This is a genomic window from Massilia sp. CCM 8734 (genome assembly GCF_011682155.1).
In the GTDB taxonomy this organism is placed as follows: domain Bacteria; phylum Pseudomonadota; class Gammaproteobacteria; order Burkholderiales; family Burkholderiaceae_D; genus Telluria_A; species Telluria_A rubra.
The window spans coordinates 82,880-96,004 of record NZ_WHJI01000025.1; the positions used below are offsets into that span (position 1 = coordinate 82,880).

The 13,125-nt window shown below is 60.5% G+C and carries 13 protein-coding genes and 3 tRNA genes; 10 read left to right on the top strand and 6 right to left on the bottom strand.

Annotation, left to right across the window (positions count from 1 at the left end; genetic code table 11):
• Window positions 1–53: 53 nt before the first annotated feature.
• On the top strand, window positions 54–653 hold the full coding sequence (locus tag F2P46_RS21835; RefSeq protein WP_166894078.1) for a MarC family protein: 600 nt from the start codon (window positions 54–56) through the stop codon (window positions 651–653).
• 28 nt (window positions 654–681) lie between these two features.
• Window positions 682–1,359: a DUF2314 domain-containing protein gene (locus F2P46_RS21840; protein WP_166894080.1), complete on the top strand. Its 678-nt coding sequence runs from the start codon at window positions 682–684 to the stop codon at window positions 1,357–1,359.
• Between the two features lie 41 nt (window positions 1,360–1,400).
• Here F2P46_RS21840 and uvrB read toward each other — a convergent pair whose 3' ends face one another.
• Entirely contained in the window at window positions 1,401–3,488 is a 2,088-nt protein-coding gene (uvrB, locus tag F2P46_RS21845; RefSeq protein ID WP_166894082.1) for an excinuclease ABC subunit UvrB, read from the bottom strand.
• Window positions 3,489–3,602: 114 nt separating this feature from the next.
• On the opposite strand from uvrB, the gene F2P46_RS21850 reads away from it, so the two are divergent.
• Entirely contained in the window at window positions 3,603–4,817 is a 1,215-nt protein-coding gene (locus F2P46_RS21850; protein WP_166894084.1) for an amino acid aminotransferase, read from the top strand.
• Window positions 4,818–4,932: 115 nt separating this feature from the next.
• A tRNA-Asn gene (locus F2P46_RS21855) sits at window positions 4,933–5,008 on the top strand.
• A gap of 75 nt (window positions 5,009–5,083) precedes the next feature.
• On the opposite strand, the gene F2P46_RS21860 is transcribed toward F2P46_RS21855, so the two are convergent.
• A complete protein-coding gene (locus F2P46_RS21860; RefSeq protein WP_166894086.1) occupies window positions 5,084–5,905 on the bottom strand; it encodes a hypothetical protein in 822 nt (273 codons plus the stop codon).
• Window positions 5,906–6,216: 311 nt separating this feature from the next.
• On the opposite strand from F2P46_RS21860, the gene F2P46_RS21865 reads away from it, so the two are divergent.
• The 3 genes from F2P46_RS21865 to F2P46_RS21875 all read left to right on the top strand — a co-directional run bounded on the left by F2P46_RS21865 (window position 6,217) and on the right by F2P46_RS21875 (window position 7,196).
• A tRNA-Asn gene (locus F2P46_RS21865) sits at window positions 6,217–6,292 on the top strand.
• A 188-nt stretch (window positions 6,293–6,480) separates the two neighbouring features.
• Window positions 6,481–7,086 (top strand): outer membrane beta-barrel protein, encoded by a 606-nt coding sequence (locus F2P46_RS21870; protein ID WP_166894088.1) that lies wholly within the window; start codon window positions 6,481–6,483, stop codon window positions 7,084–7,086.
• A 34-nt stretch (window positions 7,087–7,120) separates the two neighbouring features.
• Window positions 7,121–7,196 (top strand) — tRNA-Asn (locus tag F2P46_RS21875).
• Between the two features lie 133 nt (window positions 7,197–7,329).
• Here the strand turns inward: F2P46_RS21875 and F2P46_RS21880 are convergent.
• The 4 genes from F2P46_RS21880 to F2P46_RS21895 form a co-directional block, all read right to left on the bottom strand.
• Window positions 7,330–7,608, bottom strand: a complete 279-nt coding sequence (locus tag F2P46_RS21880; protein ID WP_166894090.1) for a hypothetical protein — start codon at window positions 7,606–7,608, stop codon at window positions 7,330–7,332.
• An 84-nt stretch (window positions 7,609–7,692) separates the two neighbouring features.
• A complete protein-coding gene (locus F2P46_RS21885; protein ID WP_166894092.1) occupies window positions 7,693–8,028 on the bottom strand; it encodes a hypothetical protein in 336 nt (111 codons plus the stop codon).
• A gap of 617 nt (window positions 8,029–8,645) precedes the next feature.
• On the bottom strand, window positions 8,646–8,915 hold the full coding sequence (locus F2P46_RS21890) for a hypothetical protein (RefSeq protein WP_166894094.1): 270 nt from the start codon (window positions 8,913–8,915) through the stop codon (window positions 8,646–8,648).
• Window positions 8,916–8,962: 47 nt separating this feature from the next.
• Window positions 8,963–9,277, bottom strand: coding sequence for a hypothetical protein (locus tag F2P46_RS21895; RefSeq protein ID WP_166894096.1), 315 nt, complete (start codon window positions 9,275–9,277; stop codon window positions 8,963–8,965).
• A gap of 261 nt (window positions 9,278–9,538) precedes the next feature.
• Between F2P46_RS21895 and F2P46_RS21900 the strand changes: the two genes are divergently transcribed.
• The 3 genes from F2P46_RS21900 to F2P46_RS21910 all read left to right on the top strand — a co-directional run bounded on the left by F2P46_RS21900 (window position 9,539) and on the right by F2P46_RS21910 (window position 13,114).
• Window positions 9,539–10,477: a hypothetical protein gene (locus tag F2P46_RS21900; protein ID WP_166894098.1), complete on the top strand. Its 939-nt coding sequence runs from the start codon at window positions 9,539–9,541 to the stop codon at window positions 10,475–10,477.
• Window positions 10,478–10,544: 67 nt separating this feature from the next.
• Entirely contained in the window at window positions 10,545–11,372 is an 828-nt protein-coding gene (locus F2P46_RS21905) for an endonuclease/exonuclease/phosphatase family protein (protein ID WP_166894100.1), read from the top strand.
• A 122-nt stretch (window positions 11,373–11,494) separates the two neighbouring features.
• Window positions 11,495–13,114, top strand: coding sequence for a response regulator (locus F2P46_RS21910; RefSeq protein ID WP_166894102.1), 1,620 nt, complete (start codon window positions 11,495–11,497; stop codon window positions 13,112–13,114).
• The last annotated feature ends 11 nt before the right edge of the window (window positions 13,115–13,125 follow it).

Sequence of the window (13,125 nt, forward strand, 5' to 3'; positions counted from 1 at the left end):
GCCACGCATACAGCATGCTGGTGCATGTGCTGTGCGGCAAGTTATCATGTGGGATGACGCAAAATTTCATTCAAACCTTCATCCTGCTGTTCCTGGTCACCGACCCGTTTGGCAACGTTCCGCTGTTCGTCAGCGCCATGGCCCAGGTGCCGAAACAGCGGCGCTGGAAGATCGTGGTGCGCGAATGCGCGATCGCCTTCTTCGTGCTGCTGCTGTTCATGTTCTTCGGGCGCCACCTGCTGGCGGCCATGCAGCTGTCGCAAATTTCGCTGCGCATCGGCGGCAGCGTGATTTTGTTCCTGATCGCCATGCGCATGGTCTTCCCCCAGCCGGGCGGCATGTTCGGCGACAACGGCAAGGGCGGCGAGCCATTCATCGTGCCGCTCGCCATTCCCGCCATCGCGGGACCGTCGGCGCTGGCCACCGTGTTGCTGTTTTCGTCGAATACGACCACCGAAATCGTGATCCACGTCGGCGCGCTGGTGGCGGTGGCGCTGGTCTGGCTGGCGGTGTTCCTGCCGGCCGAGCGCCTGCAGGAAAAACTCGGCCCGCAGGTGATGGCCGCCTTCGAGCGCTTGATGGGACTGATCCTGAGCGCGATGGCGGTCGAGATGTTCCTGGCCGGTATACGCGAATTTATCAAGTCGCTGTAAGCGCTACGCATCTTCCGGACCGAAAACCATGAGCCAAGACGAATTGCTTCCGTTGTTTATGCCCGCGCTGTGCGCATTGCTGGTAAGCGCAGAGAACAAAAAGACAAGCCCCTTGAACGAAGCCGAGGTGCTCAATATCAGGGACGCTGCCGCCGTCATCATGGTGAGCCGCGATCGCTTCAGTGCGATGGCGCAGTCGCGCGGCTACGCTGATATCGATCCCCAAAACTGTTGGTATGACTGGCAAATGCTACGGCGTCACCTGGGAAGGAAGCCGGACCTGGATGCCGGAGCGAAGCTGCTATTCGTTAGCAAGGAGAATAGCGACTTCAATGCCAGCGTCGCAGCCGCGCAGGAGACATTGGGCGTGTTCCGCAGCATGCTGAACGATTCGTCGGCGCCGCAGCGCTTCCCGCTGGTGAAAGTGCTGTTGTCGGAGCCCGGCTATCAGGCCTACATCTGGCTGTTGGCCGTGGCGCACGATGACGGCGGTTTTGTAGGGCGGATATTTGAATTACCAGGGGCTTTCACGCAGTATGCCAAGGATATGCAAGTAGCTGTGCCGGAGCGCGATGTACAGGACTGGATGATCAATGATCAAGGCACGCTGTATGGGGGCTATTCGCTGCGCTACAGCCGCGCCGACATGAGCGACGCGGAGAAACTCGCATTCGACCAGCATGTTGGGGTGAGCATCTACGCGTGACCCGGCACGGCAAGGGCGGCGCGTCTGCGCCGCCCGTCTGATTACTTGCCCAGGATGGACGCCACGTTGTCCGTCCCCGGCGCCCCGAAGGCCTGCTGCTTGAGGACATGCAGCTGGTCGCGCACCTGCGCCGCCTTCTCGAATTCGAGATTCTTCGCGTGGTCGACCATCAGTTTTTCCAGTCGCTTGATCTCCTTGCCGATCTGTTTCTCGCTCATCGACTCGACCTTGGCGGTTTCCTTGGCCGATTCGAGCTGCTCGCGCGCCTGCTGCGGGCTGTAGACGCCGTCGATCAATTCCTTGATCTGCTTCTTGATGCCCACCGCCGTGATGCCATGCTCGATGTTGTAGGCGATCTGCTTGGCGCGCCGGCGCTCGGTCTCGCCGATCGCTTTTTCCATCGAGTCGGTAATCCGGTCGGCGTACAAAATCGCCACGCCGTTCAGGTTACGCGCGGCGCGTCCGATGGTCTGGATCAGGCTGCGCTCTGAGCGCAAAAAGCCTTCCTTGTCGGCGTCCAGGATCGCCACCAGCGACACTTCCGGCAAGTCGAGACCCTCGCGCAGCAGGTTGATCCCGACCAGCACGTCGAAGGTCCCCAGGCGCAGGTCGCGCAAGATCTCCACCCGTTCCACCGTTTCGATATCGCTGTGCAGGTAGCGCACCTTGATGCCATGGTCGCTCAGGTACTCGGTGAGCTGCTCCGACATGCGCTTGGTCAGCGTGGTCACCAGCACCCGCTCGTCTTTCTTGACGCGGTCGATGATTTCGGACATCAGGTCGTCGACCTGCGACAGCGCCGGCTTGACGATCACCAGCGGGTCGACCAGGCCGGTCGGGCGCACCACCTGTTCGACCACATTGTCGGAATGCGTTTTCTCGTAGTCGGCCGGAGTGGCCGACACGAACACCGTCTGGCGCAGCTTGCCCTCGAATTCTTCGAACTTGAGCGGGCGGTTGTCGAGCGCCGACGGCAAGCGAAAACCATAGTCGACCAGGTTGGTCTTGCGCGAACGGTCGCCGTTGAACATGGCGTTGAGCTGCCCGACCAGCACGTGCGACTCGTCGAGGAACATCAGCGCGTCCTTCGGCAGGTAGTCGACCAGGGTGGGCGGCGGGTCGCCCGGCATGGCGCCCGACAGATGGCGCGAGTAGTTCTCGATGCCCTTGGTGAAGCCGATTTCGGCCATCATCTCGAGGTCGAACCGGGTGCGCTGTTCGAGGCGCTGCTCTTCGATCAGCTTGTTCTCCTTGCGGAAGTACTCCAGGCGCTCGCGCAGTTCGAGCTTGATGGTTTCGATCGCGCGCAGCACGGTCGAGCGCGGGGTGACGTAATGCGAACCCGGATAGACGGTAAACCGCGGGATTTTCTGGCGAATGCGCCCGGTCAGCGGGTCGAACAACTGCAGGGACTCGATTTCGTCGTCGAACATTTCGACCCGGATCGCCAGTTCGGCATGCTCGGCGGGGAAGATGTCGATGGTGTCGCCGCGCACGCGGAAGGTGCCGCGCCCGAAGTCGATTTCGTTGCGCGTGTACTGCATCTGGATCAGGCGCGCGATGACGTCGCGCTGGGCGAGCTTGTCCTTGGCGCGCAAGGTCAGGATCATCTGGTGGTATTCGCTCGGGTTGCCGATACCGTAAATGGCCGACACGGTGGCCACGATGACCACGTCGCGCCGCTCCATCAGCGACTTGGTGCACGACAGGCGCATCTGCTCGATATGCTCGTTGATCGACGAGTCCTTTTCGATGAACAGGTCGCGCTGCGGCACGTAGGCTTCCGGCTGGTAGTAATCGTAGTAACTGACAAAATACTCGACCGCGTTTTGCGGAAAGAATTCGCGGAACTCCGAATACAGCTGCGCGGCCAGGGTTTTGTTCGGCGCGAAGATGATCGCCGGACGCCCGCAGCGCGCAATCACGTTGGCCATGGTGTAGGTTTTGCCGGAGCCGGTCACGCCGAGCAGGGTCTGGAACGAGAGCCCGTCGTTGATGCCTTCGACCAGTCCGGCGATCGCGGTCGGCTGGTCGCCGGCCGGCTCGAACGGCTGGTGCAGCTTGAACGGGGAATCGGGGAAAGTGACGACCGTCGGCGACGGGTCGTGTGCAACGGATAATTCAGCCATACGATCAGACCTTTGTTAGAATGGTGTCCCGCTTGCGGCCCAGGAAACACCCAATCAGTAATCAGTATATGGGTCGCTGTCTATACAACCCAGCCGACACTCAATCTTACCACGATGACTTCAACAGCTTCCGCCACCATCTTCAGCGCCATCGACATGGCCCCGCGTGACCCGATCCTGGGCATCACCGAGGCGTTCAATGCGGACACCAACCCCGCCAAAATCAACCTCGGCGTGGGCGTCTATTATGACGACAATGGCAAAGTGCCGCTGCTCGCTTGCGTACGCAAAGCCGAGGAACTGCTGATGGAGCAACCGGCGCCGCGCACCTACCTGCCGATCGAAGGCCTGGCCGCGTACGACGCCGCTGTGCAAGAGCTGGTATTTGGTGCCGGCAGCGCGATTATTCAAGACAAGCGTGCGGTCACCGTGCAAGCCATCGGCGGCACCGGCGCACTCAAGATCGGCGCCGACTTCCTGCAGCGCTTCGCGCCCGGATCAAGTGTGTACATCAGCGATCCAAGCTGGGAAAACCACCGCGCCCTGTTCGAAAGCGCCGGCTTCACGGTCCACACCTACCGTTACTACGATGCGGCCACGCGCGGCGTCGATTTTGCCGGCATGCTGGCCGACCTGAAAGCCATGCCGAAGGGCGCCATCGTGCTGCTGCACGCGTGCTGCCACAACCCGACCGGCGCCGACATCACCTCGGCCCAGTGGGATGAAGTGATCGCGGCCATCGGCGCGGGCGGTTTGATTCCATTCCTCGACATGGCTTACCAGGGTTTCGGGACCGGCATCGCCGAAGACGGCGCGGTGGTGGGTAAGTTCGCCGCCGCCGGCGGCCCGCTGCTGATTTCGAATTCGTTCTCGAAGTCGTTCTCGCTGTACGGCGAGCGCGTGGGAGCCTTGTCGGTGGTCGGCGCCAGCGCCGAAGAAGCGGCGCGCCTGCTTTCGCAGCTCAAGCGCGTGGTGCGCACCAACTACTCGAACCCGCCGGTCCACGGCGGCAAGGTGGTCGCCCTTGCGCTGACCACGCCGGAACTGCGCAAGCTGTGGGAAGACGAACTGGCCGGCATGCGCGTGCGCATCAAGGAGATGCGCAACACCTTCGTGCAAAAGCTCAAGGAAAAAGCGCCGGCGCACGATTTCGAATTCGTGCGCGAGCAGGTCGGCATGTTCTCGTACTCGGGCCTGACCAAGCAGCAGGTCGAGCGCCTGCGCCTTGAACATTCGATCTACGCCGTGGACACGGGACGCATCTGCGTGGCGGCCCTGAATTCGAAAAATATCGACCGCGTCATTGACGCCATCGCCAAAGTCCTTTAAGATCTTGCTTCTTCGAATTGATCGCAAGATGGATTCGAAGAAGAGCATGGTGCTGCAGCGATTACTGCCAACAACTTGATGGTCTGATCATTACAGCATATAATGTTTCTTTTATTCCCTGATAGCTCAGTTGGTAGAGCGACGGACTGTTAATCCGCAGGTCCCTGGTTCGAGTCCAGGTCGGGGAGCCAGAATTGAGAAAAAAGCCACGCGTTTGCGTGGCTTTTTTCGTTGTGGGCGCGCACTTCAGGAAGTGCTGTCGTGCATTAGCGTGGCGGGAAGATCGTCCTGGCAATGAAGTCCACGTTCAACTGTTGCGGCTGTCCCGGGGTGAGCATGATGGGATCGAGCATATTGTGTTCGCGCCAAAACCCCGGGGCCCCCGATGGGGCGCTGGCGAAGAAATTGGGCAGCGAGGTCAGCAGGACCTGTACCGGTCGGCCGAAGGGCACGCCCTGGATCACGTAATCGGCGCTGTAGGTTCCGTCAGTCAGGATTGGCTGATCAAGGATGCCGGTGGCAACCACAACCCAGGTGGAGGTGCCGAACAGGGATCCCGGGCTGGCGGGTGTCGTGATCCAGTAGCCGGCGACGACTGCCAGTGCGGGCCACCCGTGGGCCGCGAAATCGCTGGCCCGCCAGCGCACGGTGCCCGCGATGAGCGGCGCCTGAATGTCCACCAGCACGTGGGCGGTGTACGAAATGCGGTCGATATACACGCATGTGGCGCCGTCGAGAAAGCCCATGGATTCGCCGGTCGCCGCCAGTTCGACCACGAGCAGGAGTTCGCCCGTGGCGGGATCGAGCCGCACCTCGCTGGCGTCGACCGCGACTTGCCATTCGCCCTCATCGCTGTTGATGCTGGCCAGCGCCGCAGTGGAGGAGTGCTGCAAGATGCGCGTGGCGGTCCGGTTCAGATGCAGGGTCAGCGTCATGCGGCTGGTGTCCTCGTCGCAGTTTCCCAGAATTTGACCTTTGCTGTTTGTTGCGATGCCCGCGAACAGCAACAGTTGGGATGGCGGGTTGGTGATACCGACCACCACCGGCGCTGCGGTAGCGCGCAGGCTGACCTGAAAGGTGCCACTCATGATGCTCTCCTGTTCCTTGATGTCCAGAAAATCGGGCGGGGAGTCGCTGCTGCCCTATTGATCTGCCCGCGGAAATGCCAGCTTACGTGAGTCATTCTGCTGCCGGCTTGCGCGGTGTCGAAGTCATCTCTTCATCGTGGCCGACCAAGATCCTTCGCACCTCGCGCGGTTCGAATTCGTCGCGCTGCTCCCCAATGCGCGGATTGCTCAGCGCTACCGGCGCGTTGGGCGTTGCTGGCGCACATGGCTGGCAACAAGTTGCACGCGAGGCTGGACAAGTCAATTTTCGCCCGATATAATGCGGCCTCTTTTCCCTGATAGCTCAGTTGGTAGAGCGACGGACTGTTAATCCGCAGGTCCCTGGTTCGAGTCCAGGTCGGGGAGCCAGAATGCGAGAGGCCACGTTGAATCAACGTGGCCTTTTTTGCTTTCTGGCCTGATTTGCACTATTTGTTACCTACAAACAACGACGAACAGTCATCTCTCTTGCATGTTTGCAATTGTGGGTCGTATCATGTTGCCTGGTAAATACGCAGCATTCCGCGCGGTACCATGAACCTACTTACAAAAACACCATGAAAAAACTTGCATTCGTAATCGCTGTGGCGATCGCTTCCCTGGGCTCGGCCCAGGCACAAACCCAGGCGCCTGCCGCCAACCCGTTGCGCTTCGTCGTTGGCGCCGGCCTGACCGCCGGTGGCGACAAGCTGGCCACCGCTGAATATGCGAACGGCGGCTCGATCGACGTGCGCGCCGGCGGCATGATTGCGTTCCTCGCTGGCGTTGACTACCGCGTCAATCAACAGTTCTCGTTCCAGGGCACGGTCGGCTTCCACGTCGACCAGGCCAGCGCCAAGAACGGCGACGTGACCTTCAAGCGTTTCCCGATCGAAGTGCTGGGCTACTTCCACCCGAGCGACAAGATGCGCATCGGCGGCGGCGTGCGTTATGTGTCGAGCCCTAAGCTCAATGGCGACGGCTTCGGCGCCGGCGTGTACCAGGAGTTCGACAACACCGTCGGCGCCGTGCTTGAAGGCGAATACTTCTTCAGCCCGAACGTGGGCCTGAAGCTGCGTTACGTCAAAGAAGAGTACGAGTCCAACTACGCGATCCGCGGCCGGACCTACACTGAAAAGACCAAAGGCGACCACGTCGGCATTTTTGGTAATTTTTACTTCTAAAATTCGTTCGGGGCCTATATAATATGGCCTCTTTTCCCTGATAGCTCAGTTGGTAGAGCGACGGACTGTTAATCCGCAGGTCCCTGGTTCGAGTCCAGGTCGGGGAGCCAGAATTTGAGAGGGCCCGCAAGCAATTGCGGGCCCTTTCTCGTTAACGTCACGTTGTTGCACGCGAGCGTTCCGGTTCAGCCGGGTTTGCGCCTTGCCGAGCGGCATGGCCCGCCGCCGCCCCCGCTGTTGGATTTATTCCTGACTGTCCGCCTTGCCATTGTCGAAATGGATGTGTGGCTGGGCCGACGACGAGAATTTTTGAATGAAGGCAGCGGACTTTTCCCTCTCATTCTTGACCCGAAATTGATCATTCCCGATGGCCCAATCGTAGACCGGGATGCCTACCGGGTACTGCGTCAGCACGCCGGTCAAGGAATTGCTCGCTATCCACTTTTCAGCATCGGCGCGCTGCTCGAATATGGCAGACGGAAACCGTCCCCCGGCACCGTTGAAGACCCACACTTGTTTCATGATCCGTCCTGAAGCAGCTTGCTCGTTATTCGAATCCTGCATTCGATATGATGTATCTCAGAATGTGGCAGGCGGTTGCCGGGATCAGGCAGGATGGACCATGCGATCAAGGCAGAAAGGACATACCCGCTGCAGCTCTTTCCTGATTCTCATGATAAGTAAGCGGTCGTTAAGTTGTTTCATCTGCTCGTCCCTGTCTTTCAGTACAACCACGGCATCGTTTGCAGGAATGCCCAGGTTGACGAGATAAGCAGCATCGACGACACGGTCAGAATCGCGTCCGGCGTAATTCCAGTGAAGATGGCGGATTTCTTCGTGTGGCACCGGCCGACTGTTGGCAATTGCTTCAGCCAAGCGGGGCGATGTCCATACAAAAAGATGCTCGCCATGCTTTTCACAATATTTTTTCATGAATTGCATGCGCAGATTTCCTTTTTAACTTGTGAGTGCCTCATCAAGGCAGAAGCGACATACGCCTATCGTTTCACGGCAAATTCTCACGATAAGCACCCTGTCGTTAAGCTTCTTGGATGACTTGTCTCGGTTGTTCAGCAGCACGACGGACTGGTCCGTACGGAATCCGCACTGTTCAAAAAAGGCGACGTCCACCGCATATTGATAACTCCCGTCCTGCGAGTTAATTTGAATGCGTCGAATGTCATCTTGACTGATCGATTCGTTGTTCTTGACTGCCGCGAAAAACTTTGGTGACGTTGGAATGCGATAGTGAGAGTGGTGTTTCTTGCAACTTACCCATCCTGACATGCTGATACTGTCCTTTCTTCTGCGCGTCGCTGATGTGCATACGGCGTTGATGTCCCATCACCCTTGCAACGGTTGTAACGGCCGCATCAATCCGCCAAGCGCGACTCTACCGGAGTCGATCGCTACCATGGCAAGGTCACGTCCGCATGAGTAACCTTGCGGTTGCGATACAGGGTACCCCATTGCAAATTCTTGCACCACTTAAATCTTAAATCGAATTATTCAAATCTAAGCTTTTTTGGCGCGGTTCCGCGTGCCGCCTTATGCACACTTCAATAGCTAAGCGATGAAATATCGTTAAGTGTAAAACGAGGAACGAATTCATTGGAATCATTTCCAACCCAACCGCCGTAGCGTTCAAGCATAAGCTTTAGCGCATTCTTCAATTCATCAAGAGTATAGCTGTGATAACTAATGCAAAATGCTGCCTTTGCATTCGTTTTTAGTATTGCCTCAACGGACTCCGGATCCTCAAAATCTCGCAAAATATCCATTTGAAAAAGATCCCACCTTGCCGTCCCGCCACTTATTTCAATTTGCATAGCGTGCTGTTTTTTATTTGAGGACAGACTATTTGGTATGCTAGCTGCTAAAACTTGGTGCCTTCCCACAAGGCGCCGAGAATGCTGCTGAAGTCGAGGCCGGCGACCCTCTTGACCAGCATCTCGGCCATCCGGCGGTTCGATGCTTGCAGCGCCTGGTGGACCGCGTAGGCGCAGCGGGTGGCTTGCGTGTGCTGGGCGATATCGCGCAAGCTGGGCAGCGAACGGTCGCGCGAGACCCGTTGCACGCGTTTTTCGACGTCCTGCAGCGCGGCGGCGCCCGCCGCCCTGTATTGCGTCTCCATCCGGCGCAAGGCGCCGCTGATGTCACTAAAACTGGCAAGGGCATTCGTGGTGGTCATGCGGTGTACTTCCTATGGTCAACAGTCACCGCTTGCTTGATATCATATCCACAGCGTCTTTTTACGGTATAGAGTAACATTATAACAACATTCAGATAGTTTAACGAGTTTCACTATTGCTTGCTGGTGATGCAAGATCGATGCGCGCATGCATAGGCGTTGCCTTTTTGCACGCCACCCTCCTTGATTAGCCAGGCTCAAGCTTTGCGCCTGCGGGGCGGCGCATAATCGGCCCTTCGAACCGTTTCCCGGAGTCTGTTTATGGATGTCGCGCGCAATCGTCATAGTGACGAGCTGGTCGAAGCTGAAGAATTATGGGAGTTGGACGTGGTCGACAAGGAAGCCTGGATCTGCCGGGGCTGTCCGACCCAGGTCTATCCGGCCTCGTACGACGCGGCCGTCAACAAGCGCCGACCGTATTTCACGCTCGGCCGGGTCAACCGGCACGCGGCGGATTGCGCGGTCGATGCCGAACACAGCATCGTCAGCCGCGGGCAGAAAGAACGGGTCGGCAGCAGCGACGGCTTTCCGATGCCCTTTCCCAGCAAGCTGATCCTGGACAGTGACACCGCCGGCGCCGCCGCCGGCCCGCTCAAGGCCTCGTTCGCCTCCAGCACCCTGGCCGCCGTCCACGCCGCCGCCCGGGCATCGGTGCATGCGCGCCATCACGGCCACACCATCAAGACCATCCGCCCCGCCTGCCGCACCTACATCAATTTCCCCAACGACCGCGAATTCCTGCCGCTGGAGATTCCCGGCGTCTGGGGCAAGACCTACGCCCAGCTGTTCTGGTTCATTCCCAACAAAAAGCCGGCCTTCTTTAGCAATCCACGCCACCTGTTCTATGCGCCGATCCGCTGGAAGGAAGAACCGGCGACCAGCGAGTCGCACTGCGAACTGATCCTCAACGCCGGCGAATGGGACAGCGCCGCGCGCCGCCACGTCTCCCTGTGCCGCTTGCGGGTGGACTGGTCCGGCTGGAGCCCGGCGCGCCGCAACACCTTGCTGCACGAAATCAACGCGGCGCGCGCGGAAGCCGTGGAGCAAGCCCGGCAAGACAGCCAGATCAAGGGCTGGATGTTCTTCGTCGGCACCCAGGACCGGCTCGACCCGGCCTTGTTCCACGTCGACGACGAGCGCTTCATTTGCGCGCTGGCCGCCCGCATGAGCTGGCCGGAACGCCAACTCGCGCGCGCCTGAGCTGCATCATCCCCGCGCGCCGCCACGCGGCTAGCCTGAACCTTTGATCGACAGGGAGGAGGGCGGCATGAACCTGATTACATGGAATATCCAGCGCGGACGCACACCCAGCGGCGAGTGCGACATCGCGCACACGGCGGCAAGCCTGCGCCAGGTGGCCGATGCCGATGTGCTGTGCCTGCAAGAAGTATCGTCCGGCTATACCGACATGCCCGGCTGCGACGGCGCCAACCAGTTTGCGCTACTGGCGCACCATTTTCCGGGCTACGTGCCGGTGGTCGGCCTGGCGTGCGACACGGCGGGAGAAGGCGACGGCCCGCGCCGCCTGTTCGGCAACATGATCCTGTCGCGCCATCCGGTGCTGCAAGTGCTGCGCCACGCCTTGCCCTGGCCGCCTGACCCGGCGGTGATGAGCATGCAGCGCATCGCCCTGGAAGCCACGCTCGACACGCCGCTCGGCCTGATCCGCGTGACCACCACCCACCTCGAGTATTTTTCGCGGCCGCAGCGCAGCGCCCAGGTGCAGCGCCTGCGCGAGTTGCAGCGCGAAGCGGTGGCGCATGCCTCCAACCCCCGTGCCGGCGCGCCCGGCGGCCCGTTCGCCGCCATCGCGCGCGCGCGTGCGGCCATCCTGGCGGGCGATTGCAACTTCCTGCCCGGCTCCTGGGAGTACCATTGCCTGCAAGCACCGTTCGACGATGGCACGCCGGCCTATGCCGACGCCTGGCCCCTGCGCCATCCGGGCCAGGCGCACGCGCCCACGGTCTGCCTGCACGACCATCCGGGCCGGCCGGCCGATCCGTTTACCTGCGACTTTATCTTTGTGGGCGCCGACCTGGCGCCGCGCGTGGCCGAGCTGCGGGTTGCCTGCGACAATGCCGGCCCGGACCACTAGCCGCTGCTCATGCGCCTGGAATAAGCGGCGCCCGGACGGGCCCGCACGGTTGATATTCTGTTGCATTCAAAACAGCTTGCGCTCATGTAAAATAGAACGAAATTTATGTTTTAGCAATATACATGATCGACGACAAATCCTATCCCTGTTCGGTGCTGCTGATCGACGATGAGCCCTTCGCCCAGGACTTCATCGCGCATTGCCTCGAAGCTTGTACCGACGTGGCCCTGCGCTATGCCTCGCAGTCCGAACGCGTCGTCGAGCTGGCGCTGGAGGTCGATGCGACCGTGGTGCTGGTCGACCTGCGCATGCCGGGGGCCGATGGTTTCGACGTGATCCGCCTGCTGCGCCAGCACCGCGATACCGAGCATCTGCCGGTGATCTTGCTGTCGTCCGAAGAAGACGCCGAGATCAAGGCCAGGGCTTTTGCCACCGGCGCCAACGACTACATGGTCAAGTGGCCGGACGGGCGCGAACTGGCCGCGCGCGTGCGCTACCACAGCGCCGCCTACATCGCCCGCAAGCAGCGCGACGAAGCGTTCGTGTCGCTGCGGCGCAGCCAGGAAGAACTGGCCGCCAGCCAGTCGGCCCTGCACCAGGCGCAAAAAATGGAAGCGATCGGCCAGTTGACCGGCGGCGTCGCGCACGACTTCAATAATGTGTTGCAGATCATCGGCGGCAATTTGCAGTTGCTCAAGCTGCTCGGGGGCGTGAGCGAGAGCGCGCGCACCCGGATCGATATCGCGCTGGCCGGCGTGGAGCGCGGCGCCAAGCTGTCGGCCCACCTGCTGGCCTTCGCGCGGCGCCAGCCGCTGCAGGCGGTGGTGGTCAATCCCGGCGCGGTGCTGCGCGACATGGATGAAATGATGCGGCGCGTGCTCGGCCCGCGCGCCGTCATCAATACCGACATCGAAGAGAAGCTGTGGAGCACCACGGTCGATCCGAGCCAGTTGAACAATGTGATCCTGAACCTGGCCATCAACGCGCGCGACGCCATGGCCGATGGCGGCACCTTGACCATCCGCGCGGCCAACGTGCCGCTCGGTTCGCGCATGCTGTCGGAACTGGCCTCGGGCGACTATGTGATGGTGGAAGTGGCCGATACCGGCTGCGGCATGCCGGAAGCGGTGTTGCAGCGCGCCTTCGAGCCGTTTTTCACGACCAAGCCGACCGGGCAGGGAACCGGGCTGGGCTTGTCGATGGCGTATGGCTTCGTGAAGCAGTCGGGCGGTGAAATCGAGCTCAAAAGCGAACCGGGCGCCGGCACCAGCGTCAAGATTTTCCTGCAACGCAGCACCAGCGAGCCGGAGGACGCCGAGGAACATGTGCCGGCGCCCTTGTTCGGCGGCTTGGAAACGATCCTGGTGGTCGAAGATGAGCAAGACGTGCGTACCAGCACCGTCGAATTGCTCTCGGCGCTCGGTTACCAGGTGTTCGAGGCGCAAGACGCGGCGCATGCCGTGGAACTGATCGACTCGGGGGCCAAGATCGACCTGGTGTTTTCGGATGTGATCATGCCGGGCAAGTTGAGCAGCCGGGAGTTGAGCGAAGTGGTGCGCACCAGGCTGCCATCGGCCCAGTTGCTGTTCACGTCGGGGTATGCCGAGGGTGTGCTGGCGCATGAGGGCAAGCTCGACGCCAAGGTCAATCTGCTGCAAAAGCCGTATAGCGCCGATGTGCTCAGCGCGCGCATCCGGCATCTGCTGCGGCGGTCCAAGCCGGCCGGGGTGGCGTCGCACTGAGTGTGCGCGAA